This window comes from Tardiphaga sp. 866_E4_N1_4 (assembly GCF_052076075.1).
In the GTDB taxonomy this organism is placed as follows: domain Bacteria; phylum Pseudomonadota; class Alphaproteobacteria; order Rhizobiales; family Xanthobacteraceae; genus Tardiphaga; species Tardiphaga robiniae.
In genome coordinates this window covers 4,121,179-4,148,100 of record NZ_CP197242.1, presented here as the reverse complement: position 1 = coordinate 4,148,100, position 26,922 = coordinate 4,121,179, and the positions used below count along the sequence as shown (strand labels likewise).

Genomic DNA, 26,922 nt, shown 5'->3' with positions numbered 1-26,922 from the left:
ATGATCACCATCACCGAGACCATTCCTAACAGCCGAGGCCCGTCGCTGGCGCTGCGTTACGCTTTCCGCGAGATGCGCAGCGGCCTCCGTGGCTTCTACGTTTTCATCGCCTGCATCGCGCTGGGCGTCATGGCCATCGCCGGCGTCGGTTCGGTCGCGGCAAGTCTCGGCGAGGGCGTGGCGCGTGAAGGCCGTACGCTGCTCGGCGGCGACGTGGCATTCTCGCTGATGCAGCGTGAGGCCAAGCCGGAAGAACTCGCCTTCTTGCGCGCACGCGGTGCAGTGTCGGTTGCCGCAACGCTGCGCGGCATGGCGCGCGCGCCGGACGGCAATCTTGCGCTTGTTGAGATCAAGGCCGTCGATGGCAGCTATCCCTTGCTCGGCAAGGCGACCTTGGCGCCGGACATGCCGATGAGCGATCTGCTCGCCGAACGTGACGGGGCCTATGGCGCCGCGACGGATACGACATTGATGGCCCGGCTAGGCCTCAAGGTTGGTGACCGCCTCACGGTCGGTAATGCGACGTTCGAGCTTCGCAGCGAAATTTCAGCGGAGCCCGACAAGCTCGCCGGCGGTGTCGGTTTCGCGCCGCGTTTCCTCACCAGTGAGGACGCTCTGCGCGCCACCAAGCTTCTGCAGCCCGGCAGTCTGGTGCGCTGGATCTACCGTGTTCGCCTGCCGGACACCGTTTCCGGCGATCGCGCTGCCAAGGCGCTGGCCGACGATGCACGTGTCCAATTGCCGCAAGCCGGCTGGGAAATCCGTTCGCGCGACAACGCGTCGCCGCAGCTTGAGCGTACCATCACGCGATTCACCCAGTTCCTGACGTTGGTCGGCCTCGCGTCCCTGCTGGTCGGCGGCGTCGGCGTCGCGAATGCCGTGAAGAGCCATATCGATCGCCGCCGCGATGTCATCGCGTCGTTGAAAGCGCTTGGCGCGACCGGCCGCGACGTATTCGCGATCTACCTCACCCAGGTAATGGTGCTGGCGGTGATCGGCTCGCTGATCGGCATGGTGGTCGGTGCGTCCCTTCCGTTCGCTATTGTGGGCCTTTTTGGCAAGCTGCTGCCGCTGCCTGTGGTGCCGGCGCTTCATCTCGGCGAACTGGCGCTGTCGTTGCTGTACGGGCTCCTGACGGCGCTGGCTTTTGGGCTGTGGCCCCTGGCGCGCGTACACGACGTGCCGGTTGCGGCGCTGTTTCGTGATGCGGCACTGACGGAATCGCACCGGCCGAAGCTGCGCTACATGCTCTGGATGGCACTCGTGGTCGGGCTGCTAATCGCGGTGGTGGTCGGACTCGCTTACGACAAACGCGTCGCTGCCGTATTTGTGGTGTCGTCGATGGTCGTGTTCGCCTTGCTGCGCGGTATCGCCGGCGCATTGATGGCTTTTGCGCGCAAATTACCGCGGCCGAGCATGACCATGCTGCGGCTGGCTATTGCCAATATCTACCGGCCGGGCGCGCTGACGCCGTCGGTGGTGATGTCGCTCGGACTTGGCCTGACGGTGCTGGTGACCGTCACCCAGATCGACGGCAATCTGCGGCGGCAGTTCATGGCAGCGCTGCCGGAGAAGGCGCCGTCGTTCTATTTCATCGACATTCCCTCAACCGATGCCGACCGCTTCAGCGCTTTTCTCAAGGAGAAGCAGCCGCAGTCGACCATCGAGGATGTGCCGATGTTGCGCGGCCGGATCGTTGCCGCGCGCGGCGTCAAGGCGGAAGACCTCAAACCGTCATCCGATGCCGAATGGGTGCTGCAGAGCGACCGCGGCCTCAGTTACACCAACGAGGTTCCGCGTGGCTCCAAGCTGGTCGAGGGCGAATGGTGGGCGCCCGACTATAGCGGCCCGCCACTGGTGTCGTTCGAGAAGAAGCTGGCCGACGGGCTCGGGCTCAAACTCGGCGACGAGGTCACCGTCAACGTGCTCGGCCGCGATATCACCGCCAGGATCGGCAATATGCGGTCCGTCGACTGGCAGAGCCTCGGCATCAATTTCGTGCTGGTGTTCTCGCCCAATACCTTCCGCGGTGCGCCGCATACACATATTGCCACGCTGACCGAACCGAAGTCCGATCCGTCCCAGGACGCCGGTCTGGTCAAGGCGGTGGCCGACGCATTCCCGATGATCACCACCGTCCGGGTCCGGGAAGCGCTCGACACTGTGGGATCGGTTGTCACAAATCTCGTGCTGGCGATCCGCGGTACCAGCGCGGTGACGCTGCTCTCGGCCATCCTCGTGCTCGGTGGCGCGCTGGCCGCCGGCCACCGGCATCGCGTCTATGACGCCGTGATCCTCAAGACCCTCGGCGCCACGCGTGCGCGGCTTCTGGGTGCCTATGCACTCGAATATCTGATGATCGGCCTGGCCACGGCGGTGTTTGGGGTCATCGCCGGCTCGGTGGCGGCGTGGCTGATCGTCACGCGCCTGATGACGCTGAGCTTCGTCTGGCAGGCTGGCAGCGCGGCTGGCGTCGTGCTGGCGGCGCTAATTGTCACAGTGGGCCTGGGCCTGGTGGGTACGTTGGTAGCCTTGAACCAGAAGCCTGCCACCGTGTTACGGAATTTGTGACCTGTTTTGACACGAAGCAGCCTTTGCGCGGGCTGATTCGTGCAAAATGACTGAGAAATCGCCAAGCTTGCGTCAGGCTGAAAGTTTACCAGGATGCCTGAATACAAATCGGAGCGACATTCCGCCACGCGTGGAAGCTTGCAGCGAATGTGTTAGTTTACCACATACCCTCTGGGTCAGACATCGAGCGCAGATGACATCGATTTTTTATGAAATCGAGTTTAGTGTCAGGAAGCGCAGATATCTGGGATATAATTCGAACCGGCGACGCGAACCCTTTGCGATCAGCCGGACAACATCGAGGTTTCGACCATGTCGGATCTAGACCGTAACTATGCTTCCCCCTTCGGCCGGGCCGGCGCGCGCGATGCCGCTGCCGTAGACGCCGGACTGCGCTCCTACATGCTGCGCATCTACAACTACATGACGATCGGTCTGGCCATCACCGGCCTCGCTGCTCTCGGCGTGTACATGGCGGCTGTCACGACCGATCCGTCGGGCGCTGCTGCCCGGATCGGTAGCTCCTACCTGACGCCGTTCGGCTATGCGATGTTCGTGAGCCCGCTGAAGTGGGTGTTCATCCTGGCGCCTCTGGTCATGGTGTTTGCCATCTCGTTCGGCATCAACCGGCTGAAGCCGGCTACTGCGCAGTTGCTGTTCTGGGCCTTCGCGGCTCTGATGGGCATCTCGCTGTCGTCGATCTTCCTGGTGTACACGCACACATCGATCGTGCGGGTGTTCTTCATCACCGCTGCCTCGTTCGGTGCGCTGAGCCTTTACGGCTACACCACCAAGCGTGACATGACGGGCATGGGCTCGTTCTTGCTGATGGGCCTGTTCGGTATCATCATCGCGAGCGTCGTGAACATCTTCGTGGCGTCGTCGATGCTGCAGTTCATCGTGTCGGTTGTCGGCGTGCTGATCTTCGCAGGCCTCACAGCCTACGATACCCAGCGGTTGAAGAACGACTACATCTACGGTTACGCCTCGCAGGGCGGCGATATCGCCGAGCGCGCGGCGATCACCGGTGCCCTGTCGCTCTACTTGAACTTCATCAACCTGTTCACGCTGCTGCTGCAGCTGCTCGGACAGCGCGAATAAGCTTCAGAACATCAAGAAGATCTTAGCCCCGGCCGAAAGGCCGGGGCTTTTCTTTTGGGTGGAGCAAAAATAGTCTCAGCGCCATGTCCGATATTGAAATCAGGCCCGCCACGGCGGCAGATCTGCCCGCGATCACCGCGATCTATGCCGAGGCGGTGCAGTTCGGCACGGCCACGTTCGAACTGATCCCGCCAGATTTGGCCGAGATGACGCGGCGTTTCGAGGGGATGGTGAGCGGGGGCTATCCGTATCTCGCGGCTGTGCTGGAAGGCCGGGTTGTCGGCTATGCCTATGCCAGCGCGCATCGCCCGCGACCGGCCTATCGCTTTACCGTCGAGAATTCGATTTATCTCGATCCGAAAGCCCAACGGCGAGGCGTTGGCGGCAAACTTCTCGCGCGGCTGATCGCCGAATGCGAGAACCGCGGCTACCGCCAGATGGTTGCCGTGATCGGTGACAGCGCCAATGCCGGCTCCATCGCGGTTCATCGCAATGCCGGGTTTCAGATGGTTGGGGTGCATCCCGATGTCGGGTTCAAGTTCGATCGCTGGCTTGATACCGTTTCGATGCAGCTCGCACTTGGCGACGGCGCCCGCACACTGCCCTGACGCTCTGCGAATCGATTACACTACCGCCAGCTTGCGATCGATCACCAGGAGCACGCGGTCGAGTTCTTGGCCGCGGCGCAGAATCATGCCGCTGGCCGAAATCACGCTATACATGCCCTGCTTGCGCGCCAGTCGCGGATCTTTCTCGATGCGATAGAGCGGTACTTCCGACGAGCGGCGGAACACCGAGAACACCGCGCGGTCGCGCAGAAAGTCGATGGCGTAATCGCGCCACTCGCCGTCGGAGACCATACGGCCGTACAGATTGAGGATGCGGCTGAGCTCAAGGCGGTTGAAGCTGACGACGGGCGCGGCGGCGGCAGAGCCCGTCGCCGCGCGATTCTCGGTGGGCTCAGTATCTCCCGGAATCACATTCATGCAGCGCCTCCTGTCATATCGTCGACATGATCGCGCCGACCGCGGTCCTCTGCAAGGGCCGATCCGCAGGGCTGATGGTAGAAATTTCCCGTCACGGGAACGTCAGGTGAATCTTATTGCCGCCAAATTTTGGCCCATCGGGCGCCCTTCTGGATTGCGACAAGAAGATACTGCGTCGGGTCCGGTTCTTCCGGTCTCGGATTCCTCAGCCCCCAGCCCCCCGCGGTCGTTGGGATCGGACCCTGCGCAGGAAGTTAATCCCCACTGGGCCAACGCAAGTTGGTCCTTTTCTTTTTGGTGGATGCTTTTGCGAGACCATCAAACGTCATTGCGATAGGTGAAGCGACGAAGCAATCCAGTCTTCGCCGAGGGCTCACAATGCTGCGGGCATGCCACGCGTAAGCGCAGCAGCAGCCGAAGTTATCAATCTGAAGACTTACTGTAGCGACGTATAGGCCGCGCCGCGCATCGCGCCGGGCTTGTCGCGCGTGCCGTCTTGCACATAAACGACGGCGGCATCGACACCATCCCTGGAGATGTTCTCCAGCGGCAGAGTCCAGTTGGCGGCGTTGCCGGTCCAGTCACCGACCTTCAGCCAGTTCCGGACGACATTGTAGTAGGTCAGTTGCTTGCCGCGATTCTCGCCGCGCCCGACCGTGATCGGCACTGCCTTCGACACGGAACAGATCCAGACTTCGCCATGCGCCGTATCCGGCGTATTGCTCGATGCGGCAACGGACACGTTGACGTGTTTGCCGGAAACCGACATCGACACCGGCACCGTCATCACGGTGCCTTTCTTGGTTTCGCTGATCGCGCCCTGGATACGATCGGCATCGCTGCCGATCACCTGAGTGGCGCCGTTGACGACGACTTGCGGCGTGTAGACGTCGCGATCGCCGCGCATCTGTGAATAGGCCTTCTGCCGCGCGCTGAAACGCGAGTCGGCCAGCGTGTCCTTCCAGCCCAGGTAGTCCCAGTAGTCGATCGGCATGCTCAATGCGATCACGGATGGGTCTTTGGCGAGGTCGCCGATGATCTTGTCTGCAGGCGGGCAGGACGAGCAACCTTGCGAGGTAAACAGCTCCACCACGGCCCTAGGCTGGGCCAGCGCGCTACCGCTTGCTGCAATGGCGGCGCACACGCTGAGCGCGCCGGTCCACTGCGATATGCCGCCAAAGGATTTCATGAGGTTTTGCCACGCTCGAGGTGAGACACATAACAGACGGTGTCGCACATTGGTGTCGCTAACACGTTCATGCCCTCAAACGCCAGAAGGCGGCCCTTCATAGGCCGCCTTCTGTTCACTAGCCACTCACTTCGCGGTGAGGCACTACGTCACACCACGTACGGGCGTCAGGCTGCAAGCTGACGCAGCACGTAATGCAGGATGCCGCCATTGCGGTAATATTCGAGCTCGTCCAGCGTATCGATGCGGCAGAGCAGCGTCTCCTTGTGGAGTGAGCCATCGGCCGACACGATTTCCGCCACCATCTGCTGGCGCGGCTTGATGTCGCCGGTCAGGCCGCGGATCGTGACCTTCTCGTCGCCCTTGAGGCCGAGTTTCTTCCACGATGAGCCGTTCTCGAAGGTTAGCGGCAGAATGCCCATGCCGACCAGATTGGATCGATGAATACGTTCGAAGCTTTCGGTAATCACGGCGCGAACGCCGAGCAGGCGGGTGCCCTTCGCAGCCCAGTCGCGCGACGAACCGTTGCCGTATTCGGCACCGCCGAACACGACCAGCGGCACTTGTTCGGCCTGATACTTCATCGCGGCGTCGTAGATCGACATGGCTTCGCCATCGGGCCAGTGCTTGGTCATGCCGCCTTCCGGCACGTTGCCGTCAGCACCCTGCATCATGAAGTTCTTAATGCGGATATTGGCAAAGGTGCCGCGCATCATCACTTCGTGGTTGCCGCGGCGCGTGCCGTACTGGTTGAAGTCGGCCGGGCGCACCTGGTGCTCCGACAGATACTTGCCCGCGGGTGAGGTGAGCTTGATCGAACCGGCAGGCGAGATGTGGTCGGTGGTGATCTTGTCGCCGAACAGAGCCAGGATGCGCGCATCGATGATGTCGGTGGTCGGCTCCGGTTCCTTCTTCATGCCTTCGAAGTAGGGTGGGTTCTGCACATAGGTCGAACCCATGTTCCACTTGTAGGTCTCGCTCTCGACCGTCTTGATCTTGCGCCAGTTGGCGTCGCCGTCGAACACGTTTGCGTACTTCTTCTTGAAGATCGTCGACGTCACGTACTTCTTGATGAAGGCGTTGATATCCTTCGTGGTCGGCCAGATGTCTTTCAGGAACACCGGCTTGCCATCTTTGCCTTCGCCGATCGGCTCGATCGCGAGATTCTTGGTCACCGTACCGGCAAGTGCGTGCGCGACGACCAGCGGCGGCGAGGCGAGATAGTTTGCCTGCACGTCCGGCGAGACGCGACCCTCGAAGTTACGGTTGCCCGAAAGAACCGCTGCGGCAACGATGCCGTTGTCGTTGATCGACTTCGAAATCTCCGGCGGCAGCGGGCCGGAATTGCCGATACAGGTGGTGCAGCCGAAGCCGACGAGGTTGAAGCCGATCTTGTCGAGATCGAGTTGCAAGCCGGAATTGGCGAGATATTCAGCGACGACCTGCGAGCCCGGCGCCAGCGAGGTCTTCACCCACGGCTTGGTCTTGAGGCCTTTGGCCACGGCGTTACGTGCCAGCAGGCCGGCGGCGATCAGCACGCTCGGATTCGAGGTGTTGGTGCAGGAGGTGATGGCAGCGATTACCACGTCGCCATGGCCGACATCGAAGTTCTTGCCCTCGACGGGGAAGCGCGCGTTGTGGTTATCCGGCTTCTTGTATTCGGTGGTTAGCGCGGCAGAGAAGCCTTCGGCGATGGCGGGCAGTGCGACGCGGCCTTCCGGACGCTTCGGGCCGGCCATCGAGGGTACGACGTCGCCGAGATCGAGCTTCAGCGTTTCGGTGAACACCGGATCGGGCGACTTGGCGGTGCGGTACAGGCCCTGCGCCTTGGCATAAGCGGCAACCAGTGCGACACGCGCCGATTTGCGGCCCGAAGTTTTCAGATAGTCGATGGTGGCGGCATCGACCGGGAAGAAGCCGCAGGTCGCGCCATATTCCGGCGCCATATTTCCGATTGTCGCCTTGTCAGCGACCGACATGGCGTCGAGGCCGGGGCCGTAGAATTCCACGAACTTGCCGACGACGCCCTGCTTGCGCAGCATCTGGGTGACGGTGAGCACGAGGTCGGTGGCGGTGACGCCTTCCTTGAGTGCGCCCGACAGCTTGAAGCCGACCACGTCGGGCAGCAGCATCGACTGCGGCTGGCCGAGCATCGCGGCTTCCGCCTCGATGCCGCCGACGCCCCAGCCGAGCACGGCGAGGCCGTTGACCATGGTGGTATGCGAGTCGGTGCCGACCAGCGTGTCCGGATAGGCGACCTCGAAGGTGGCGGTCTTCTTGCCGACCGTCATCTTCTGCTTCTTCGTCCAGACGGTCTGGGCGAGATATTCGAGATTGACCTGGTGGCAGATGCCGGTACCGGGCGGCACGACGGAGAAATTCGAGAACGCGCTCTGGCCCCACTTCAGGAACTCGTAACGCTCCTTGTTCTGCTTGTACTCTTCGGCGACGTTCTTGCCGAACGCCTTGTTGTCACCGAAGAAGTTCACGATCACCGAGTGGTCGATGACCAGATCGACCGGGACCAGCGGGTTGATCTTCTTGGGATCGCCCTTCAGCGCCTGCATCGCATTACGCATGGCAGCGAGATCGACCACCGCCGGGACGCCGGTGAAGTCCTGCATCAGCACGCGCGCAGGGCGGAACGAGATTTCGTGCTCAAGCTTGCGCTTCTTCAGCCATTTCGAGAAAGCAACGATGTCTTCCTTCTTGACGCTGCGGCCGTCCTCGTTGCGCAGCAGGTTTTCCAGCAGGACCTTCATCGAATAGGGCAGCTTCGAAATGCCTGTCAGACCATTTTTCTCAGCGAGCGGCAGGCTGTAGTACACGTAAGTTTTAGCGCCCACCTTGAGGGTTTTTTGGCACTTGAAACTGTCGAGCGAGGTCATGTGAAGGGGTCCCAATTCAGTTGACCGATACCCGGAAAAGGGTATCGAGACACCGTCGGCGGAGAAGGCCGGTTTGCTTGCAGGCGCCGATTGTGTGCTGCATCAAGTTCCGACTTATAGAATCTTTCTAGAACCGCTGCCATATCGACAATCGTTTGCAGCCCTGCGAAATGATGCAACAACGCCGCGGCGACCTCTGGACCAAATCAGATGGTCATGGAAGGGTTAAGATGCGGCTCTCGGGGCGCAATTTGAGATGCCTGCGGGGTGGCCGCGAAGTCTTCGCCGGGCTCGATTTCGATGCCACGGCAGGCACGGCCGTGGCGGTCATTGGCCCTAACGGGGCAGGCAAAACCTCATTGCTGCGGTTGATCGCAGGCCTGCTGGCGCCCGCCGAGGGCTCCATCACTCTCGAGGGCGGCGACGGCGAAATGACCGTTGCCGAACAGGCCCATTACCTGGGCCACCGCGACGCCATGAAGCCGGCTTTGACGGTGACGGAAAACCTGACCTTCTGGGCCGACTTCCTCGGTGGCAGGCCGGCCGATCCAGCCACGTGCATTGCAGCAGTAGGCCTCTCCCATGCCGCAGCATTGCCCGCGGGTTTCTTGTCGGCCGGCCAGCGCCGCCGGCTGTCAATTGCGCGTCTGCTGGCCGTCCGCCGTCCGATCTGGCTGCTCGACGAACCGACCGCAGCGCTGGATCTCGCCAGCCAGCGAGTGTTTGCTGGGCTGATGACGGATCATCTCGCATCGGGCGGACTGGTTATTGCCGCGACCCATGGTCCGCTCGGCATTCCCGCCCGGGAGTTGCGCATCGGGGGCGAGGCGTGAGTGCCCTTGGCGCGTTGATTCGCCGCGACATCCGCATTGCCGTCCGGGTCGGCGGCGGGGCGCTGATCGGTGTGCTCTTCTTTCTAACGGTTGTCGTGCTCATGCCTTTCGCGCTGGGGCCGGATCTGGCGCTGCTGGCACGGCTGGGGCCGGCGATTCTATGGCTCGGGGCGCTGCTCGCGAGCCTGCTGACGCTGGACCGGTTGTTTACTGCCGATCACGACGATGGCTCGCTGGATCTCATTCTGATGAGCCGGACGCCACTGGAACTCGCCTGCGCTGCCAAGGCTCTCGCACATTGGTTGGCCGCGGGCGTGCCGCTGATCGCCGCGACGCCAGTGCTGGGGCTGCTGCTCAATCTCGACGGGCCGGCGACGCTGGCGGTCGCCCTGACGCTGTTGGCGGGCACGCCGGCGCTGACTTTCACTGGCATGATTGGCGCCGCGCTGGCGGTGACGCTGCAGCGCGGTGGGCTCTTGCTGGCGGTGCTGGTGTTGCCGTTATCGATACCGGTGCTGATTTTCGGCGTTGCGGCCTCCAATGCGGCCATCGCCGGACAGTTGTCATTCTCGACGCCATTCTCGATCCTCTGCGCGCTATCGCTGGCGAGCCTCGTGATCGGGCCTTTCGCGGCGGCGGCGAGCCTGCGGCATGGACTGGATTGAGACAGTTGGATGGATCACGACAGGCTGAGACACTGGATTGACCTGGGTCAACTCGTCGCGAGCCGTGTTGAACGAGAATAAGTTGCATTGATCGCGGACAGGGCCGCGACTATTGGAAATGCCATGACGCTGACCGAACTCGCCAATCCAACCCGGTTCCTGTCGCTCGCCACCCGCATCCTGCCGTGGCTGGCGATGGCGACGGGCATTCTGCTTGCGATCGGCTTGTATCAGTCGGCCATGGCCCCCGATGACTATCAGCAGGGCGCCACCGTCAAGATCATGTTCATCCATGTGCCCAATGCCTGGCTGTCGATGTTCGTCTGGGGCGTCATGAGCGTGGCATCGCTGGGCACGCTGGTGTGGCGGCATCCGCTCGCCGATGTCGCCGCCAAATCCGCAGCACCGATCGGCGCGGCCTTCACCTTTCTCGCATTGGTTACGGGTTCGCTGTGGGGCCGGCCGATGTGGGGTACCTATTGGGAATGGGACGCCCGACTGACTTCGGTGCTCATTCTGTTTCTGATGTATCTCGGCCTGATCGCGCTGTGGCGTGCCGTTGAAGACCCATCGCGGGCGGCGCGCGCCGCGGCGGTGCTGACGCTGGTCGGCGCCATCAATATTCCGATCATCAAGTTCTCGGTCGATTGGTGGAATACGCTGCATCAGCCGGCGTCGGTGATGAAGATGGGCGGCTCGTCGCTCGACAAGTCGTTTCTGATTCCCCTGCTGGTGATGGCGGTGGCATTCTCACTGCTGTTCATCACGCTGCATCTCGCGGCCATGCGTAACGAGATCCTGCGGCGGCGCCTGCGCGCGCTGCAGATGTTGCAGGCCTCAAAGCCGGTGGCACTCCCGTGATGGCGCTTGGTCCCTACGCATCTTTCATCGTCACGTCCTACGCGCTGGTCGCAGTGGTGGTGCTGATCCTCATCGTGTGGATCGCCATCGATCATCGTCGCGTCCGCGCGCGGCTGCATGAGTTGGAATCCTCCGGCGTGGCGCGGCGCTCGGGTCGTGGTGCGACGGATCTCACATGACCACGCAAGCCACTCCGAAGCGCCGCTGGATGCTCGCACTGCCTCTGCTGATCTTTGCCGCGCTCGCGGCGCTGTTCTGGTTTCGGCTCGGAGCCGACCCCGCGAAACTGCCCTCGGCATTGATCGGCCGCGCCGCGCCACAGACGACATTACCGGCACTGGAAGGCCTTACCGATAGCGGTGCGCCGGTGCCGGGTCTCGATCCCGCTGCCTTCAAGGGCAAGGTCAGTCTCGTCAATGTCTGGGCATCGTGGTGCGCGCCGTGCCATGAGGAAGCGCCGCTGCTGACAGAACTCGGCAAGGACAAACGGCTGCAACTGGTCGGCATCAACTACAAGGACGCACCGGACAACGCGCGCCGCTTTCTCGGCCGTTACGGCAATCCGTTCGGCATCGTCGGCGTCGACGGCAACGGCCGCGCCGCGATCGAATGGGGCGTCTATGGCGTGCCCGAAACCTTCATCGTCGGCCGCGACGGCCGCATCGCCTACAAGATGGTCGGCGGCATCACGCAGGAGAATTACGAGCGCGTGCTGAAAGTCGAGATCGACAAGGCGCTGCAGGCAGGGTCCTGAGCGCAATCCTCATCATGAGCAAGCCGGCTTAACTACCAAAATAAACTTCAGCTTTTATCTGCGGTTCATTTTCGCGCCATGGCGGCGCCATGAATCCGCAGCTAGCTTGATGGCGTTACTTAACCGTCCTTGGAGGGACACCACGATGCGCCATTTCAAATTTGCTACTTTGACCGCTGCCGCTCTCACTCTGGGTCTGCTCGCATCCGCGCCGTCGATGGCGCAGTCGCCGCAGCCTGCTGCTCCCGCCGGCAAGATGGCTCCGGCCGCCACATCCAAGATGGCGCCTGCCAGCGAATCGAAGATGGCTCCGGCACCGAAGGCTGAACTGCTTGATCTCAACTCGGCGAGTGTCGAGGCGCTCGAGGCTCTGCCCGGCATCGGCAAGGCCTATTCGGCGGCCATTGTCAAAGGCCGTCCGTATAAGGGCAAGGACGAACTCGTGCAGAAGAAGATCGTGCCCGAGAAGACCTATGACGGCATCAAGGACAAGGTCATCGCCAAGCAGAAGAGCTAGGCGCGATCGCTTCGCTCGTCCGGAAACGCATCGGCGCAGCCGCGCCGGTGCGTTTTCTTTTGCGGTCCATTACGATCAGCCGATAACGCAGTCCTTCACCACATCGCCCAATGCGGCGAAGTCCGCCTTGCGCGGAGACGTCCGGCGAAAGGCGAGGCCGATGGTGCGGCCGGGCTGCGGATTCTCCAACCGCAGGAATTTGACGCGCTGGTCGCGTTGTTCGACATCGGCGGCGATCTGCGGGATCAATGTCACGCCATAGCCGCTGGCGACCATCTGCATCACCGTGGAGAGGCTGGACGCAGCGAAGGCCATGCCGTTGCCGCCGGACTGATGGCCGCGCGCTGCGGTGGCGCAGAAGGCCAGCGCCTGATCGCGCAGGCAGTGGCCGTCTTCCAGCAGGATCAGTCGACTCTGGTCGATCTCCATCGCCTTGATGCGTTTGTCGGCGGGGCGGGGATCGTCTGCCGGCACCGCGAGCAGGAACAGATCGTCGAACAGCTTGGCCGTGTCGATCTCGGGCTCGCCAAGCGGCAGCGCCAGCATCGCAGCATCGAGTGCGCCTGACTTGATATCGTCGACCAGTTGCCTGGTCTGCGTCTCGCGCAGCTCCAGCCGCAATTCCGGAAACTGTTTCTGTAGCACCGGCAGGATCCGCGGCAGCAGGTACGGCGCGAGCGACGGGATCACGCCCAGCGTCAGCCGCCCGGTCAGGAGTCCGCCGCGATGCCGCGCAAAGTCCACCAGATCGCGCGAGGCCGCCAGCACGTCCTCGCCGCGCCGCGCCACTTCGCGCCCGACATCGGTCAGCATCACCTCGCCGGGCCGACGCTCCACCACCTTGACGCCCAGCGTCCGTTCGAGGTCGCGTATCTGCATCGACAGCGCAGGCTGGGTGACGTTACAGGCCTCGGCCGCGCGGCCGAAATGGCCGTGTTTGGCAAGAGCGGCGAGATAGCGGAGCTGGCGGAGCGTGATCATGGATCATCAGATAAACTGATCGGGAAGCGAAGACAATTCGACTGGACCTGATCTAAGAATTCTTCCAATCTCTCGTCACGAAGTCCGACTAGGGTGAGCGCCAGGCTCGCTGAGGAATTCGGCAGATAATTGAAATTAGACAGCTTTTGGAAAATTTGAGCGGGTTTTTGGTGGCGATCCGGTGTGTCGGTGTTGCCTGGGACGGCTCATATTCCAAACAGCCAGAAGGAGAGACTGATGGACACGACGAATGAGAATGGTGCCGGCAAGTGCCCCGTTGCGCATGCCCCCGCTGCCCGGGCCAATCGTGACTGGTGGCCGAACAAGCTAGACCTGTCGATTCTCCACCAGCACTCGTCGCTGTCCGATCCGATGGGCGATGCGTTTAACTACGCCGAGGAATTCAAGAAGCTTGATTACGAGGCGTTGAAAAACGACCTGCGCAAGCTGATGACCGATTCGCAGGATTGGTGGCCGGCTGATTTCGGACATTACGGTCCGCAGTTCATCCGCATGTCGTGGCACGCTGCCGGCACCTATCGGCTCAGCGATGGCCGCGGCGGTGGCGGTCGCGGTCAGCAGCGTTTCGCTCCGCTCAATTCCTGGCCGGACAACGTCAACATCGACAAGTCACGCCGCCTCCTGTGGCCGATCAAGCAGAAATACGGCAACAAGATCTCGTGGGCCGACCTGCTGATCCTGACCGGCAACGTGGCGCTGGAGACCATGGGTTTTCGCACCTTCGGTTTCGCCGGCGGTCGCGCCGACGTCTGGGAGCCTGATCAGGACGTGAACTGGGGCCCCGAAACCACGTGGCTGTCCCACCGGTCGCTCGACAAGTTCGAAGCTCCGCTCAGTGCCACGGAAATGGGCCTGATCTATGTGAATCCGGAAGGTCCGGGTGCCAGCGGCGATCCGGTTGCGGCCGCCAGCTTCATCCGCGAGACCTTCAAGCGCATGGCGATGAACGACGAGGAAACCGTGGCGCTGATCGCCGGCGGTCACACCTTCGGTAAGACCCATGGCGCTGCGCCTGAGTCCCACAAGGGTCCCGAGCCTGAAGCTGCCGGCCTGGAAGCGCAGGGTCTTGGCTGGGCGAGCAACTACGGTACTGGATCCGGTGCAGACGCCGTTGGTAGCGGCATTGAGGTCACCTGGACGCAGACGCCGGCGCAGTGGAGCAACTTCTTCTTCGAGAACCTGTTCAAGTATGAATGGGTGCAGACCCGCAGCCCCGGTGGGGCCATCCAGTGGGAGGCCAAGGACGCCGAGGAAGTAATCCCCGACGCGCATGATCCATCGAAGAAGCACAAGCCGACCATGCTCACGACGGATCTGTCCCTGCGTCTGGACCCGGCCTATGAGAAAATCTCACGCCGCTTCCTGCAGAATCCGCAGGCCTTCGCTGAAGCTTTTGCTCGGGCCTGGTTCAAGCTGACTCATCGCGACATGGGTCCGCGCGTGCGTTATCTCGGTCCGGAAGTGCCCAAGGAAGAGTTGATCTGGCAGGATCCGATCCCTGCGGTTGACTATCCGGTGATCGACGACACCGACGTCTCCGCGCTCAAGGCCAAGCTGCTGGCATCGGGCCTGACCGTGTCCGAATTGGTCAGCACGGCCTGGGCTTCGGCCTCCACCTTCCGTGGCGGCGACAAGCGTGGCGGTGCCAACGGCGCGCGCATCCGTCTGGCCCCTCAGAAGGACTGGGAGGTTAACCAGCCGGCTCAGCTAGCCAAGGTGTTGCAGGTGCTCGATGGAATCCGGAAGGAGTTCAACGCGGCGCAATCCGGTGACAAGCAGGTTTCGCTTGCCGACCTGATCGTCCTCGGCGGCAGCGCGGCGGTCGAGAAAGCCGCGAAGGATGCTGGCCTGGATGTAACCGTTCCGTTCTCTCCGGGGCGCGGCGACGCCTCGCAGGCGCAAACCGATGTGGAATCCTTCGAGGTGATGGAACCGGTCGCGGACGGCTTCCGTAACTACCTCAAGGGCACGTCTGCCGTACCGGCCGAAGTATCCTTGGTGGATCGCGCGCAATTGCTGACGCTGACTGCTCCGGAAATGACGGTTCTCGTCGGCGGCTTGCGAGTACTTGGTGCGAATTCCGGGCAGTCCGTGCGCGGTGTCTTCACCAAGACACCGGAGACGTTGACCAACGACTTCTTCATCAACTTGCTCGACATGAGCACGGAGTGGAAGGCAGTCGATGGCTCGAACAACGTGTACGAGGGACGTGATCGCAAGAGCGGCGAAGTCAAGTGGACCGGTACACGCGCCGATCTGGTCTTCGGTTCGCACTCGCAGCTGCGTGCCTTCGCGGAGGTCTATGCAAGCGCCGACGCCAAGCAGAAGTTCGTGAAGGACTTCGTCAAGGCTTGGGTGAAGGTGATGAACGCGGATCGTTTCGATCTTGTCGAGAAGCCGATACTGCAGGCGGCTGAGTAACCTCGGCCCGCCATCGTGAATATGAAAGCCCCTGCGACTATGTCGCGGGGGCTTTTTCTTGTCGCGCCGCGTCATACTCAACTGTCATCACTGACACTGCCGGTTACTGGATCCCGCTTTCGCGGCGATGAGAGTTTCAAAGAGTCTGAGCGCTCTGCGTCTTGCAGCTTTCTCCGAATCCCCGCACAAATGGCAAAATGTTTCTCCGGAGGACTCCAGATGATGAAACTCTACTGGTCGCCGCGCTCGCGCTCATTCACGGCGCTTTGGCTGATGGAGGAAACCGGCGTCGCTTATGAGCGCGTGCTGACCGATATCTCCACCGGTGCGCAGCGCACGCTGGAATTCCTCGCCGTCAATCCGATGGGCAAGGTGCCGGCTCTGCAGGACGGCGATGCCACCATGGCCGAGGCTGCGGCAATCTGCGCTTATGTGGCCGAACGCTACCCCGAGGCGAAGCTGGCACCTCCACTCGGCGATTCTCATCGCGCGAAATATCTCTATTGGCTGTTCTTTGCGCCGGGCTGTATCGAACCGGCGATCGCACAGATCGCGACCAAGATGGAGCTGAATCCGGTGGCCGCGGGCTGGGGCGATGCGCAGCGCGTGTTCGATGTGCTCGAAGCCGCGCTTGATGAAGGTCCATGGATTCTTGGCGCACAATTCTCTGCCGCCGATATCGCCATCGGTTCAGGACTGAACTTTGCCGTGCGCAATTTCAAGATGGTCCCGTCGCGCCCGGCGTTCGAGCGCTATCTCGACCGTTGCAGCGCTCGTCCGGCCTTCCAGCGGGCAATGGAATTTGCATCGGGGGAAAAGACGTAAGGCGAATTATTCGCTTGCGTCTGCCTTCAACGCATCCGGATGCGGCATCGAGATGATGTTGTAGCCGGAGTCGACGAAATGCGTTTCGCCGGTCACGCCGCCGGAAAGATCCGACAGCAGATACAGCGCAGTGCCGCCGAGTTCTTCCAGTGTTACGCCGCGGCCGAGCGGCGAATGCTTCTGCTGGAATGCGAACATCGCGCGGGAATCGCCGATGCCCGAGCCGGCCAGTGTACGTACCGGGCCAGCCGACACCGCGTTGACGCGAATGCCCTGGCGGCCAAAGTCAGATGCGAGATAACGCACCGAGGCTTCGAGAGCGGCCTTGGCAACGCCCATGACATTGTAGTTCGGCATCACGCGGGTCGATCCGCCAAAAGTTAGCGTGATCATGGCGCTTCCGGGCTTCATGATCTCCGACGCGCGTTTGGCGATTTCGGTGAAGGAGAAGCAGGAGATCACCATGGTGCGCGAGAAATTGGTGCGCGTGGTGTCGGCGTAGCGGCCCTTGAGTTCGTTCTTGTCGGAGAAGCCGATAGCGTGAACCAGGAAATCCAGCCCGCCCCATTTTTCCTTGATCGCAGAGAACGTAGCATCGACGCTGGCGATGTCCTCGACGTCGCAGGGCAGGATCAGATCCGCATTGAGCGATTCCGCCAGCGGCTTGACGCGCTTGCCAAGCGCATCGCCTTGATAGGTGAAAGCCAGTTCGGCACCCTGCGCATGCAGGGCCTTGGCGATTCCCCACGCGATCGAATGATCATTGGCGACGCCCATGATCAATCCGCGCTTGCCCTGCATCAGTGATGGCATCGCGCTACGCGTCCATCCGCTTGAAGACCAGCGTGGCGTTGGTGCCGCCGAAGCCGAAGGAGTTCGACAGCACGGTGCCGACCTTCACATTGTCGATGCGCTTGCGCACGATCGGCATGTCGGCGAACACCGGATCGAGTTCGGTGATGTTGCCGCTCTCGCAGATAAACCCGTTCTGCATCATCAGCAGCGAGTAGATTGCTTCCTGTACGCCGGTGGCGCCGAGCGAGTGGCCGGTGAGGGCCTTGGTCGCTGAAATCGGCGGGCATTTCTCGCCCGTGCCGAATACGTTGCGGATCGCCTGCATTTCCGGCGGATCGCCGGCAGGTGTCGAGGTCGCATGCGGGTTGATGTAGTCGATTTTGATGCCGCCGGTGGTGGCCAGCGCCATCTTCATGCAACGCTCTGCGCCTTCGCCGGATGGAGCGACCATGTCGTAGCCGTCCGAGGTGGCGCCGTAGCCGATGATTTCGCCATAGATCTTGGCGCCGCGTGCTTTCGCGTGCTCGAGTTCTTCGACCACGACAACGCCGGCGCCGCCGGCGATGACGAAACCGTCGCGGCTGACGTCATAGGGACGCGAAGCGGTGGAGGGTGTGTCGTTATACTTCGAGGACATTGCGCCCATGGCGTCGAACAGCACCGAGAGCGACCAGTCGAGTTCCTCGCAACCGCCGGCAAACACGACGTCCTGCTTGCCCCACTGGATCATCTCGTAGGCATTGCCGATGCAGTGGTTCGAGGTCGCGCAGGCGGAGGAGATCGAATAGTTCACGCCCTTGATCTTGAACCAGGTCGCGAGCGTGGCGGATGCCGTCGAGGACATCGCCTTCGGCACCGCGAACGGACCAACGCGCTTCGGACCCTTCGTTCGCGTGATGTCCGCGGCTTCGACGATGGTGCGTGCGGAAGGTCCGCCCGAGCCCATGATGATGCCGGTGCGCTCGTTCGAGATATCCGACTCTTCGAGACCGGAGTCCTGGATGGCCTGTTCCATGGCGATGTGATTCCATGCGGCGCCTTCGCCGAGGAAGCGCATCGCGCGGCGGTCGATCACATCGGCCGGATTGATGGTCGGTGCGCCCTGCACCTGCGAACGGAAACCAAGCTCTGCGTATTTGTCGGCGCGCGTGATGCCCGACTTTGCCTCATGGAGGCTCGCAAGCACTTCCTGAGTGTTGTTTCCGATAGATGAGACAATGCCCATCCCCGTGACGACAACCCGCCTCATGATCGCCTCGCCCTTTGAATTACGTTGTTGTGGAACTGGCGGTCGCCCCCTCGGAGACCGCCGTTGAATGGCACCCGGTAGATCACGTTCCCGGCTGCAATGCGGCAGGTGCTTCCTGCTTGAACAGGCCGACCTTCAGGTCCTTGGCGCGATAGATAATCTCGCCATCGGCCGAAAGCGAGCCGTCGGCAATCCCCAACCACAATTTTGAACGCATCACGCGCTTGATATCGATGGTGTACACGACCTTTTTGACGTTCGGGAGAACCTGGCCGGAAAACTTCAGCTCGCTGAGCCCGAGCGCGCGACCGGGGCCGATGCCACCCGACCAGCCCAGAAAGAACCCGACCATCTGCCACATGGCGTCGAGGCCGAGGCAGCCCGGCATGACCGGATCGCCCTTGAAGTGGCAGGCAAAGAACCAGAGGTCCGAATTGACGTCGAGTTCAGCGCGCACGAGACCCTTGCCGAATTCGCCGCCATCACCTGTGATCTCGGTGATGCGGTCGAACATCAGCATCGGCGGCAGCGGCAATTGCGCATTGCCGGGTCCGAACAGCTCGCCGCGGCCGCAGGCCAGCAGGTCTTCATATGCGTAGCTGTTGCGTTGTTCCTGGATCATGCCGGCTTTCTGGGTCCATCGATGGTGGTGGCTACCCCGGGTGGAGTCGCCACATATAGAATTGTTCCAAATGACACGGGAACTTGCCCCGGTTGGGCGCTCTCTATCATAGGCTTATGGGGCGGCAAAGCGGCGGATCGCCTGCTTTTGGCGGGTTATTGACCATGTTGCGATGCACTGCGGAAGCATCCCTTCTGATGCATGGCTCCTAGTTGCGAAAACCTTGCATCTGAGGCCCCGCCTTTCTATAATAGAAGGCTAATTCAGTGTTCTTTTTGAGTGTGAACGGCAGGATTACTGACGTGGATATGAGCGACAGCGTTTCAGTTCTGGATGACGCAGCTGCGGTTGCGGAAATCAATCATGGCCGTCAGCCGGCTTTGACTGGTTGCCCGTGGCATGACGTCAACGAGATGCTGCAGTCGGTCGGTCTGCGACCCACCCGTCAACGCATGGCGCTGGGCTGGCTGCTGTTCGGCAAGGGCGCGCGTCATCTCACTGCGGAAATGCTTTACGAGGAAGCGACCCTCGCCAAGGTGCCGGTGTCGCTGGCGACCGTTTACAACACGCTCAATCAGCTCACGGATTCCGGCCTGCTTCGTCAAGTCAGCGTCGATGGTACGAAGACCTATTTCGATACCAATGTGACCTCGCATCACCACTACTATCTTGAGAACAACCACGAGCTGGTCGATATTCCGGACCAGAACCTCGTGCTGACCAAGATGCCGGAAGTCCCCGAGGGCTTCGAGATCAGCCGCATCGACATGGTCGTTCGTCTGCGCAAAAAGCGCTAACGGCTTTATCCAAATTCTGAAGTTATTTGCGCCGCCGAACCGTTTTCGGCGGCGTTTGCTCGCCAGCTGCAGTCGTCGCCACGATCGCGCGGGCGAGGGAGCGGCCGGTGCATTCGTAGCCGGCTGCGGAATTGTGTAGTCCGTCCCAGGCCGTCAGCGCACTTATGGAGAGCCCTGCGTCCACTGCACGGCGCATCAGCTCGAAGCGCGAGAACAGCGGCACGCGTTCCTGCCGGGCGGCGTCAGCTATGCTCGCCTGCATCTTGGAATATTGCGATGCGAGAATGACGGGCGCGTATTGCTGATCCATCAGGATCACGTCGGCGCCGTCAGCCTTCAGCAGGCGGATGCCCTCGACGATCCTGCCGGTCAGGCTGTCAGCGCTTTGCAGCCAGGTCACGTCATTGGTGCCGATCTGCCAGATCACCAGATCCGGGCGATGCGCCAGCACATCGCGGTCGAAGCGGGCGATATTGCCCGGGATCGTGTCGGCGTTCCGCCCACTATTGATGACCTCCAGCCGCAGTCCCGGCTTCAGGCGTTGCAGCTCGCTCTGCAGCATGCCGGGATAGGTTTTGGTGGGGTCGGATTGCCACAGGCCGAGCGTCGAGGACGAGCCCATGGCGACGATCTTGAGCGGGCCGCTGGTTTTGAGCGCAGCCACGGTGCGCGGAAGGGTCGCATCACCAGACAGCCGCTGATCCACAGCCAGACACGCTTCAGTGGCGGATTGCGCACGAGCCGGACCGGACCATGGCAGCGCTGCCATGGCGACCACTGCGCCGGCGCAGGCCAGGCTCCCGATGCGGGATGTGCTCAGTTCACCTTCTCGTCGGCGTAGACGCCCCATAGCCGTTGCTGTTCGATCCAGCCATCAAAGCCGTTGCCGATCACCCGGCACCAGCCATTGTTGCAGCGCTTCACCTGCGCCACAACGCCGGCCTGCAGCCGGGCCGCAACAGCGCTGGTCGCATCCGGATTGTCATAGATCGAGGCGAGTTCGTCCTTGGATTTCATGGTCACGACCGCGGTGCGGCGGCCGGACAGCAGCGAGTGATAGACCCAGCCCTCGGCGCCCTCGGAATCGCGGACGCGGCGCCAGTTCTCGTATTCGGCGGTGATCTCCACCGGCAGGCCGGAGCGAGTATAGACCCAGGCGACATCATTGTCCTTGGTGGGGCCGGCGCGGACATTAACGTGATCCGACTTGAGGCTGACGTAGCGCGGCACCGGCAGGCCGCTGGCGCCCAGCGGCGTGTCCTTGGCAGCGAGAGCCGGATCGATTGCTGCCGCGATCAGAATACCCATCGCCAACATCGCACACGCAAATCGCCGGAACGCCATCAACCCCACCTCAACCCAATCCAAAGAACGCAAGTGCCGCCGCGCCGCACGCGCCTGTTGGGTTCTTGTTTTGGCTTGGTCTTCTGCTAGAGAGGACCGAAGGCCAAGGCACCAAAAAGGGTGTCGGGGAACCCGAGGAAACGGTGAATTCGCGGCTGCGGCAGTTTCGAACAACCGGGTTAATGCGGACTGAACGGATTAGCCAAAGCGCGAGTGAGCAGGACATGTCGGTCAAGAAAAAGCCTCTCGTCATCGTCACGCGCAAGCTGCCGGACTCAATCGAGACCCGCATGCGCGAACTGTTCGATGCGCACATCAATCTCGACGACACGCCGCTGACGCCCGAGCAACTCGCTGAAGCGACCCGCACCGCCGATGTGCTGGTGCCGACGGTCACCGACGAAATCACCAAAGAGCTGCTCGAGCACCCCGACTGCAAGCTCCGGCTGATCGCCAATTTTGGTAACGGCGTCGACAATATCGATGTCGTCGCGGCCCACGCCCGCGGCATCACCGTCACCAATACGCCGAAGGTGCTCACTGAAGACACCGCCGATATGACCATGTCGATGATCCTCGCAGTGCCGCGCCGGCTCATCGAGGGTGCCTCGATCCTGACCGAAGGCAAGGACTGGCAAGGCTGGTCGCCGACCTGGATGCTGGGCAAGCGGTTAGGGGGCAAGCGGCTCGGCATCATCGGTATGGGCCGCATCGGCCAGGCTGTGGCGCGCCGCGCCCGCGCCTTCGGGCTGCAGATCCACTATCACAACCGCAAACCTGTCGCGCCGAAGATCGCCGAAGAACTCGGTGCGACCTATTGGGATTCGCTCGACCAGATGCTGGCGCGCATGGACATCATCTCGGTGAACTGTCCGCATACGCCGGCGACGTTCCACCTGCTGTCGGCGCGCCGTCTCAAGCTGATCCGCAAGGACGCCTATATCGTCAACACCGCGCGCGGCGAGGTGATCGATGAAGAGACGATGATCAAGCTGATCGAATCGGGTGACATTGCCGGTGCCGCGCTCGACGTGTTCGAGCACGAGCCCGCGGTGAGTCCGAAGCTGGTGCGGCTCGCGCGCGCCGGCAAAGTGGTATTGTTGCCGCATATGGGCTCGGCGACGATCGAAGGCCGTGTCGAGATGGGCGAGAAAGTCATCATCAACATCCGTGCCTTCCTCGACAATCACAAGCCGCCGGATCGTGTGCTTCCGAACATGCTGTGAGGCGAAGCGCTTACGCTCGCCGCTTATCTTACGAGATCAGCTTGAAGATGAGATAGGCGGCGATGCGGCCCTCGCGGGTGGCTTTGCGGCCGTAGCGCGTCATGGTGTAGTTCGGCCATGGCAGGCGCCAGTCATCGGCGCGCTCTGCAGTCCAGGTGAAATCCGGCGATCGCGACACATGCCAGAGTGTCCACGCGACGTAATCCGGAATGTCATGCACGAAACGAAATTCGCCTGATGGCTTCAGCACGCGCGCCATCGCAGCCAGTGTTGCGTCCTGTACGAAGCGGCGCTTCCAGTGACGCTTCTTCGGCCACGGATCCGGATGGATCAGGTCGATGCGTGACAGCGATTGCGCCGGTGCCCATGTGAGAAGTTCAGCGGCGTCGCCGGCGACGAGGCGGATATTGCCGATGTTCTGCGCCTCGATCTGCGTCAGAATCTTCGCCATGCCGTTGATGTAGGGCTCGCAGCCGATGAAGCCGATGTCGGGATGCGCCAGCGCTTCCGCGACCAGATGTTCGCCGCCGCCGAAGCCGATCTCCAGACGCACGGTCTCGACATCAGTGCCGAACAGCGTGCGAATATCGTCAGGTGCCGGATGTGCGATGTCGACGGTGAGCGCCGGCAGCAGCGTCGCCATCAGATCGGCCTGATGGTCGCGCAGCTTGTGGCCTTTGCGGCGTCCGAAGAACGAGCCGGTGTAATGGCCGCTCCCGGCAGGCGTGGACGCACCCGCATCAGCGGGGGCATCGTGATCGTTATGATTGGAATTGGCTGTGGTCATCGCGCGCGAGTGATACAGCCGAAACGCCATCGGCGCCATCAGGCGCGATGACGAATTTCCGTTGAAAGTACCGTGATTTTAGCGCTGATCCGGGGCTTCGCGCGAAGCGATCTGTTCGACCAGATCGACGATGCTGCGGCGGAGCTTGGCATCGGTGATGCGCGTGAAGGCGCGGGTCAGAGCGAGGCCTTCGGAGGTGGCTAGGAAGTCGGAGACATAGGCAGGCGAGGACGCTTCAGCGAAGCCTTCGCCGTTATGGATCGCGCCGGGGCCGCCTTCGAACAGGAACGAGACGGGGACCTGCAGAATTTCCGAAATCTGCTGCAGCCGGCTGGCGCCGACGCGGTTGGTGCCCTTCTCGTATTTCTGAACTTGCTGAAACGTCAGACCGAGGGCTTCGCCCAGCTTTTCCTGACTCATGCCGAGCATAATGCGCCGCATGCGCACACGGCTGCCGACATATTTGTCAACAGGATTGGGCGCTTTCGTCGACATCTCAATTACTCCTGGATCACATCAAGGGAGACGGATCATGCGTGGCAATCCGTCATTTAGGGCGGCTTCGGTTGTAACCAAAGGTATCCTAGTGGATTATAACAACCGCGCAAATTTTCCTAAGCGGAAAATTTAAGCCACTGTACCTTTATTTCTCAATAGGTGAGAAATAAAGCTTACAAAGCTAGCTTAAAAAGCAATCACATCGAGAGGGTTGTTCGGTAGGCGGCGAAAGCTAGCTTGCAAGCTATATCAAATGCTTCAAGTATCAAGCTAGTGGCGTACTGGCGTACGCCGCCGAACGGCGAAAATGATCGCGAGCGCGACAAACATCGCGGCGGGAATATCGCCGATTTTCGAGTAGACCGTCGGCGAAATGGCCGCTGGTAGTCCCGAATCCAGCACGCCTTCGATACCGAGATCGAGCCGCGCGATCAGGCGGCCGACGGGGTCGACCACGACGGAAATGCCGGTGTTCGCAGCGCGAACCAGCGGCAGGCCTTCCTCGATGGCGCGGACACGGCTTTGCTGCAGGTGCTGATAGGGGCCCGTGGAAATCCCGAACCAGCCATCATTGGTGAGATTGACGATCCAGCCCGGCCGATCGTTGCGCGTGGTGATATCGTCCGGGAAAACCGCCTCGTAGCAGATCAGCGGCAGCATGCGCGGCGCGCCGGGAATGTCCATTGGCTTCCGGCGCGTGCCGGGAATGAAGCCGCCATGGACTTTGGTCAATTGCTGGAAGCCGATCTTCTCCATGAAGCTCTGGAACGGCAGATACTCGCCGAACGGCACCAGATGAAGTTTGTCGTAGGTCGACAGGATGCTGCCGTCATGGTCGATCACGTAAATGGAATTATAGGCCTGCGTGATGCGTACGCCGAGCGGCGCATCCGGCGGGCGCACCGCGCCGGTGACCAGCACGGTGCCCTTCGGCAGCAGATTGGCGATCTGCGCCATCGCATCGGGTTCGCGCGACAGGAAGAACGGGAATGCGGATTCCGGCCAGATCAGGATATTGGCTGCACCGACGCCTGAATTCTGCGGACCGGTCGCGCGGTCCGATAGCGCAAGATATCTGCTCATGACATCCGCCTTGGCGGAATAGTTGAAGCGCGTGTCTTGCGACAGATTCGGCTGCATGATGCGCAGCTTCACATTGGCGACGAGCTGCGTCGGGGTGCGCGATAGCCGGGCCATGCCATAGGTGCCCATCACGACGAGCAGCACCAGCGCAAGCGCCGGCGCTAGCCACGGCCGCTGCGTGCGCGAGCGTCCGTCGATCAGCACCGCAGGCGATGCAAAGATCGCTACAGTGATAAATGTCAGTCCCCATAGGCCGACCAGCGATGCGCTCTGCGCGAGCGCGAGCGGTTCGGTGAGTGCATAGCCGAACGCATTCCAGGGAAAGCCCGTCAGCACGTGGCCGCGCAGCCATTCGCCGATCGTCAGGCTGGCGGCGAGCGCGAAGATGCGGCTGGCATCCTTGGTCCAGAGCAGGCGTGCCAGCGCGAAACCGACCGCGGTGAACAGCGCGAGATAGGCGGGCAGGCCGCAGATCGCGGCGGGCAACAGCCATGCGAAGGTCTGCGCGTCGACGAGGAAAGCGTAGCCGATCCAGTATAGGCCCGGCACGAAATAGCCGAAGCCGAACCACCAGCCCGCCATGGCGGCCGCGGGAATGCCGCGCATCTTGCCGGCGGCGGCGCCATCGATCAGCCAGACGACGACGGGGAACGTGATGAACAGCACCGGCCAGGCGTTGAACGGCGCCATCGCCAGCGACGATACTGCGCCGGCCAGCAGCGCGATGCCTGCGCGCTTCCAACCCCAAGCGAGAATGATGCTGAGTGCGACCGAGCGCAGGCTGCGTGATGTCACGGCGTTCCCGCGCTGTCGCCTGATGGAGGCGTATTCACATTGTCATTGGAGGGTGCCGCGCCGGTGTCTGACGTCGTATCGCGGCGGCGCGGTTCGCGGGTGCGCGGCGCAGGCCGCTCCTTGCGGGGGCCGACGCGCAATCGCTTGACGCGGCGCGGATCGGCATCGAGCACTTCGATCTCGAAATTGCCAGGGCCGGAAATCACTTCGCCGCGCACGGGCAAACGGCCGACATGGGTGACGAGATAGCCGCCGAGTGTCTCGACTTCCTCGCCGTCTTCGCCGGTCTCGAATTCTTCGCCGATCATGGCGCGCACGTCATCTAGGCTGGCGCGTGCATCGGCGATGAAGCTGTCGCCCTGCCTGACAATGGATGGCGGCTCGTCGCTGTCGTGTTCGTCATCGATCTCGCCGACGATCTGCTCGACAATGTCCTCGATAGAGACGAGGCCGTCGGTGCCGCCATATTCGTCGACAACGAGTGCGAGATGGATGCGTGCGGCCTGCATCTGCGCGAGCAGATCGATGGCGCGCATCGATGGCGGCACGTAGAGCAGCTTGCGGATGATGCCGGTGTCAACGACGGTCTGCGCCAGATCGACCGAACGCAGGTCGAGGCCCGCGGGAAACACTTTCTTCTTCTTGGCCGTCGACGGCACGACGTTGCGCGCCTTCACGGTCATGTATGCCAGCAGGTCGCGGATATGAACGATGCCGACGGGATCGTCGAGGGTTTCGTTGAATACGACCAGGCGTGAATGCGCCGCGCTCTCGAACAGGCCCATCAATTCGCCGAGCGAGATATCCTGCTTCACCGCGATAATATCGGCGCGATGCACCATGACGTCGGCGATGCGGCGCTCGTTGAGGCCCAGAATATTGCGCAACATCGTGCGCTCGATGGTGGAGAAGCCGGTCTCGTCCGGCGCGGAGGCGTCGAGCACGACTTGCAGGTCGGCACGCACCGAGCCCGGCTTCCAGCCGAACAGCGAGCGGATCGCGCGGGTCAGCCAGGTCTCCGACGTCGGGCGCATGACCTCGCCGTCGTGAACCACCGCAGGCAGATTGCTTGAGGTCTTCGAATGATCGCTTCTAGTGTCGCCGTCCGGCATC

The 26,922-nt window shown here is 61.9% G+C and carries 26 protein-coding genes; 13 read left to right on the top strand and 13 right to left on the bottom strand.

What is annotated here, in order from left to right; all coding sequences use genetic code 11:
• The 3 genes from AB8B20_RS20065 to AB8B20_RS20055 all read left to right on the top strand — a co-directional run bounded on the left by AB8B20_RS20065 (position 1) and on the right by AB8B20_RS20055 (position 4,280).
• The gene (locus AB8B20_RS20065; RefSeq protein ID WP_439074197.1) at positions 1–2,571 is read left to right on the top strand and encodes an ABC transporter permease; all 2,571 of its coding nucleotides are present in this window, start codon (positions 1–3) and stop codon (positions 2,569–2,571) included.
• A 312-nt stretch (positions 2,572–2,883) separates the two neighbouring features.
• Entirely contained in the window at positions 2,884–3,672 is a 789-nt protein-coding gene (locus AB8B20_RS20060; protein ID WP_089263288.1) for a Bax inhibitor-1/YccA family protein, read from the top strand.
• A gap of 83 nt (positions 3,673–3,755) precedes the next feature.
• Positions 3,756–4,280: a GNAT family N-acetyltransferase gene (locus AB8B20_RS20055; protein ID WP_439060169.1), complete on the top strand. Its 525-nt coding sequence runs from the start codon at positions 3,756–3,758 to the stop codon at positions 4,278–4,280.
• Between the two features lie 15 nt (positions 4,281–4,295).
• Here the strand turns inward: AB8B20_RS20055 and AB8B20_RS20050 are convergent, their stop codons facing one another.
• The 3 genes from AB8B20_RS20050 to acnA form a co-directional block, all read right to left on the bottom strand.
• Entirely contained in the window at positions 4,296–4,658 is a 363-nt protein-coding gene (locus tag AB8B20_RS20050) for a DUF2794 domain-containing protein (RefSeq protein WP_089263291.1), read from the bottom strand.
• Between the two features lie 436 nt (positions 4,659–5,094).
• On the bottom strand, positions 5,095–5,847 hold the full coding sequence (locus AB8B20_RS20045) for a DUF1223 domain-containing protein (RefSeq protein WP_439074198.1): 753 nt from the start codon (positions 5,845–5,847) through the stop codon (positions 5,095–5,097).
• A 167-nt stretch (positions 5,848–6,014) separates the two neighbouring features.
• On the bottom strand, positions 6,015–8,735 hold the full coding sequence (gene acnA, locus AB8B20_RS20040) for an aconitate hydratase AcnA (protein WP_439074199.1): 2,721 nt from the start codon (positions 8,733–8,735) through the stop codon (positions 6,015–6,017).
• Between the two features lie 230 nt (positions 8,736–8,965).
• Between acnA and ccmA the strand changes: the two genes are divergently transcribed.
• From ccmA to AB8B20_RS20010, 6 genes are all read left to right on the top strand, one after another.
• Positions 8,966–9,568, top strand: coding sequence for a heme ABC exporter ATP-binding protein CcmA (gene ccmA / locus AB8B20_RS20035; protein WP_439074200.1), 603 nt, complete (start codon positions 8,966–8,968; stop codon positions 9,566–9,568).
• Positions 9,565–10,233, top strand: a complete 669-nt coding sequence (ccmB, locus tag AB8B20_RS20030) for a heme exporter protein CcmB (RefSeq protein ID WP_175369273.1) — start codon at positions 9,565–9,567, stop codon at positions 10,231–10,233. Before ccmA ends, ccmB begins: the two co-directional genes overlap by 4 nt.
• 123 nt (positions 10,234–10,356) lie before the next feature.
• Positions 10,357–11,094 carry a heme ABC transporter permease gene (locus tag AB8B20_RS20025; RefSeq protein ID WP_089263301.1) on the top strand — a complete coding sequence of 246 codons (738 nt, stop codon included), beginning with the start codon at positions 10,357–10,359 and terminating at the stop codon, positions 11,092–11,094.
• Positions 11,094–11,273 (top strand): heme exporter protein CcmD, encoded by a 180-nt coding sequence (gene ccmD, locus AB8B20_RS20020; RefSeq protein WP_439074201.1) that lies wholly within the window; start codon positions 11,094–11,096, stop codon positions 11,271–11,273. Before AB8B20_RS20025 ends, ccmD begins: the two co-directional genes overlap by 1 nt.
• Positions 11,270–11,848, top strand: a complete 579-nt coding sequence (locus AB8B20_RS20015) for a DsbE family thiol:disulfide interchange protein (RefSeq protein WP_439074202.1) — start codon at positions 11,270–11,272, stop codon at positions 11,846–11,848. Before ccmD ends, AB8B20_RS20015 begins: the two co-directional genes overlap by 4 nt.
• A gap of 145 nt (positions 11,849–11,993) precedes the next feature.
• Positions 11,994–12,365: a ComEA family DNA-binding protein gene (locus tag AB8B20_RS20010; RefSeq protein WP_089263307.1), complete on the top strand. Its 372-nt coding sequence runs from the start codon at positions 11,994–11,996 to the stop codon at positions 12,363–12,365.
• A 75-nt stretch (positions 12,366–12,440) separates the two neighbouring features.
• Here the strand turns inward: AB8B20_RS20010 and AB8B20_RS20005 are convergent, their stop codons facing one another.
• Complete coding sequence (locus tag AB8B20_RS20005; RefSeq protein WP_439074203.1) at positions 12,441–13,346, bottom strand: LysR substrate-binding domain-containing protein; 906 nt, start codon at positions 13,344–13,346, stop codon at positions 12,441–12,443.
• Between the two features lie 237 nt (positions 13,347–13,583).
• On the opposite strand from AB8B20_RS20005, the gene katG reads away from it, so the two are divergent.
• Positions 13,584–15,788 (top strand): catalase/peroxidase HPI, encoded by a 2,205-nt coding sequence (gene katG, locus AB8B20_RS20000; protein ID WP_439074204.1) that lies wholly within the window; start codon positions 13,584–13,586, stop codon positions 15,786–15,788.
• Between the two features lie 219 nt (positions 15,789–16,007).
• The gene (locus tag AB8B20_RS19995; protein WP_089263313.1) at positions 16,008–16,613 is read left to right on the top strand and encodes a glutathione S-transferase family protein; all 606 of its coding nucleotides are present in this window, start codon (positions 16,008–16,010) and stop codon (positions 16,611–16,613) included.
• Positions 16,614–16,619: 6 nt separating this feature from the next.
• Here AB8B20_RS19995 and fabI read toward each other — a convergent pair whose 3' ends face one another.
• The 3 genes from fabI to fabA form a co-directional block, all read right to left on the bottom strand.
• Positions 16,620–17,426 carry an enoyl-ACP reductase FabI gene (fabI, locus tag AB8B20_RS19990; RefSeq protein ID WP_439074205.1) on the bottom strand — a complete coding sequence of 269 codons (807 nt, stop codon included), beginning with the start codon at positions 17,424–17,426 and terminating at the stop codon, positions 16,620–16,622.
• A 4-nt stretch (positions 17,427–17,430) separates the two neighbouring features.
• On the bottom strand, positions 17,431–18,657 hold the full coding sequence (fabB, locus tag AB8B20_RS19985) for a beta-ketoacyl-ACP synthase I (RefSeq protein ID WP_068730055.1): 1,227 nt from the start codon (positions 18,655–18,657) through the stop codon (positions 17,431–17,433).
• 82 nt (positions 18,658–18,739) lie between these two features.
• Positions 18,740–19,279 (bottom strand): bifunctional 3-hydroxydecanoyl-ACP dehydratase/trans-2-decenoyl-ACP isomerase, encoded by a 540-nt coding sequence (fabA, locus tag AB8B20_RS19980; RefSeq protein WP_439074206.1) that lies wholly within the window; start codon positions 19,277–19,279, stop codon positions 18,740–18,742.
• Between the two features lie 308 nt (positions 19,280–19,587).
• Between fabA and irrA the strand changes: the two genes are divergently transcribed.
• Complete coding sequence (gene irrA / locus AB8B20_RS19975) at positions 19,588–20,076, top strand: iron response transcriptional regulator IrrA (RefSeq protein WP_089263317.1); 489 nt, start codon at positions 19,588–19,590, stop codon at positions 20,074–20,076.
• Positions 20,077–20,098: 22 nt separating this feature from the next.
• On the opposite strand, the gene AB8B20_RS19970 is transcribed toward irrA, so the two are convergent.
• Entirely contained in the window at positions 20,099–20,845 is a 747-nt protein-coding gene (locus AB8B20_RS19970; protein ID WP_439074207.1) for an SGNH/GDSL hydrolase family protein, read from the bottom strand.
• Between the two features lie 47 nt (positions 20,846–20,892).
• A complete protein-coding gene (locus AB8B20_RS19965; RefSeq protein WP_244628687.1) occupies positions 20,893–21,393 on the bottom strand; it encodes an SH3 domain-containing protein in 501 nt (166 codons plus the stop codon).
• Between the two features lie 251 nt (positions 21,394–21,644).
• Here AB8B20_RS19965 and AB8B20_RS19960 point away from each other — a divergent pair, with 251 nt between their 5' ends.
• Positions 21,645–22,646: a 2-hydroxyacid dehydrogenase gene (locus AB8B20_RS19960; RefSeq protein WP_068730047.1), complete on the top strand. Its 1,002-nt coding sequence runs from the start codon at positions 21,645–21,647 to the stop codon at positions 22,644–22,646.
• A 28-nt stretch (positions 22,647–22,674) separates the two neighbouring features.
• Here AB8B20_RS19960 and AB8B20_RS19955 read toward each other — a convergent pair whose 3' ends face one another.
• From AB8B20_RS19955 to AB8B20_RS19940, 4 genes are all read right to left on the bottom strand, one after another.
• On the bottom strand, positions 22,675–23,433 hold the full coding sequence (locus tag AB8B20_RS19955) for a tRNA (guanine(46)-N(7))-methyltransferase TrmB (RefSeq protein ID WP_439074988.1): 759 nt from the start codon (positions 23,431–23,433) through the stop codon (positions 22,675–22,677).
• A gap of 78 nt (positions 23,434–23,511) precedes the next feature.
• Positions 23,512–23,928 (bottom strand): helix-turn-helix domain-containing protein, encoded by a 417-nt coding sequence (locus AB8B20_RS19950; RefSeq protein ID WP_068730045.1) that lies wholly within the window; start codon positions 23,926–23,928, stop codon positions 23,512–23,514.
• Positions 23,929–24,201: 273 nt separating this feature from the next.
• A complete protein-coding gene (gene lnt, locus AB8B20_RS19945) occupies positions 24,202–25,809 on the bottom strand; it encodes an apolipoprotein N-acyltransferase (RefSeq protein WP_439074208.1) in 1,608 nt (535 codons plus the stop codon).
• On the bottom strand, positions 25,806–26,921 hold the full coding sequence (locus tag AB8B20_RS19940; protein WP_439060157.1) for a hemolysin family protein: 1,116 nt from the start codon (positions 26,919–26,921) through the stop codon (positions 25,806–25,808). Before AB8B20_RS19940 ends, lnt begins: the two co-directional genes overlap by 4 nt.
• Position 26,922: the final 1 nt, after the last annotated feature.

Excerpts from the sequence above, each read along its gene's own strand:
- AB8B20_RS20065 (WP_439074197.1), top strand. The coding sequence starts at position 1 with ATGATCACCATCACCGAGACCATTCCTAACAGCCGAGGCCCGTCGCTG.
- AB8B20_RS20060 (WP_089263288.1), top strand. The coding sequence starts at position 2,884 with ATGTCGGATCTAGACCGTAACTATGCTTCCCCCTTCGGCCGGGCCGGC.
- AB8B20_RS20055 (WP_439060169.1), top strand. The coding sequence starts at position 3,756 with ATGTCCGATATTGAAATCAGGCCCGCCACGGCGGCAGATCTGCCCGCG.
- AB8B20_RS20050 (WP_089263291.1), bottom strand. The coding sequence starts at position 4,658 with ATGAATGTGATTCCGGGAGATACTGAGCCCACCGAGAATCGCGCGGCG.
- AB8B20_RS20045 (WP_439074198.1), bottom strand. The coding sequence starts at position 5,847 with ATGAAATCCTTTGGCGGCATATCGCAGTGGACCGGCGCGCTCAGCGTG.
- acnA (WP_439074199.1), bottom strand. The coding sequence starts at position 8,735 with ATGACCTCGCTCGACAGTTTCAAGTGCCAAAAAACCCTCAAGGTGGGC.
- ccmA (WP_439074200.1), top strand. The coding sequence starts at position 8,966 with ATGCGGCTCTCGGGGCGCAATTTGAGATGCCTGCGGGGTGGCCGCGAA.
- AB8B20_RS20025 (WP_089263301.1), top strand. The coding sequence starts at position 10,357 with ATGACGCTGACCGAACTCGCCAATCCAACCCGGTTCCTGTCGCTCGCC.
- ccmD (WP_439074201.1), top strand. The coding sequence starts at position 11,094 with ATGGCGCTTGGTCCCTACGCATCTTTCATCGTCACGTCCTACGCGCTG.
- AB8B20_RS20015 (WP_439074202.1), top strand. The coding sequence starts at position 11,270 with ATGACCACGCAAGCCACTCCGAAGCGCCGCTGGATGCTCGCACTGCCT.
- AB8B20_RS20010 (WP_089263307.1), top strand. The coding sequence starts at position 11,994 with ATGCGCCATTTCAAATTTGCTACTTTGACCGCTGCCGCTCTCACTCTG.
- AB8B20_RS20005 (WP_439074203.1), bottom strand. The coding sequence starts at position 13,346 with ATGATCACGCTCCGCCAGCTCCGCTATCTCGCCGCTCTTGCCAAACAC.
- katG (WP_439074204.1), top strand. The coding sequence starts at position 13,584 with ATGGACACGACGAATGAGAATGGTGCCGGCAAGTGCCCCGTTGCGCAT.
- AB8B20_RS19995 (WP_089263313.1), top strand. The coding sequence starts at position 16,008 with ATGATGAAACTCTACTGGTCGCCGCGCTCGCGCTCATTCACGGCGCTT.
- fabI (WP_439074205.1), bottom strand. The coding sequence starts at position 17,426 with ATGCCATCACTGATGCAGGGCAAGCGCGGATTGATCATGGGCGTCGCC.
- fabB (WP_068730055.1), bottom strand. The coding sequence starts at position 18,657 with ATGAGGCGGGTTGTCGTCACGGGGATGGGCATTGTCTCATCTATCGGA.
- fabA (WP_439074206.1), bottom strand. The coding sequence starts at position 19,279 with ATGATCCAGGAACAACGCAACAGCTACGCATATGAAGACCTGCTGGCC.
- irrA (WP_089263317.1), top strand. The coding sequence starts at position 19,588 with ATGAGCGACAGCGTTTCAGTTCTGGATGACGCAGCTGCGGTTGCGGAA.
- AB8B20_RS19970 (WP_439074207.1), bottom strand. The coding sequence starts at position 20,845 with ATGGCAGCGCTGCCATGGTCCGGTCCGGCTCGTGCGCAATCCGCCACT.
- AB8B20_RS19965 (WP_244628687.1), bottom strand. The coding sequence starts at position 21,393 with ATGTTGGCGATGGGTATTCTGATCGCGGCAGCAATCGATCCGGCTCTC.
- AB8B20_RS19960 (WP_068730047.1), top strand. The coding sequence starts at position 21,645 with ATGTCGGTCAAGAAAAAGCCTCTCGTCATCGTCACGCGCAAGCTGCCG.
- AB8B20_RS19955 (WP_439074988.1), bottom strand. The coding sequence starts at position 23,433 with ATGACCACAGCCAATTCCAATCATAACGATCACGATGCCCCCGCTGAT.
- AB8B20_RS19950 (WP_068730045.1), bottom strand. The coding sequence starts at position 23,928 with ATGTCGACGAAAGCGCCCAATCCTGTTGACAAATATGTCGGCAGCCGT.
- AB8B20_RS19940 (WP_439060157.1), bottom strand. The coding sequence starts at position 26,921 with ATGCCGGACGGCGACACTAGAAGCGATCATTCGAAGACCTCAAGCAAT.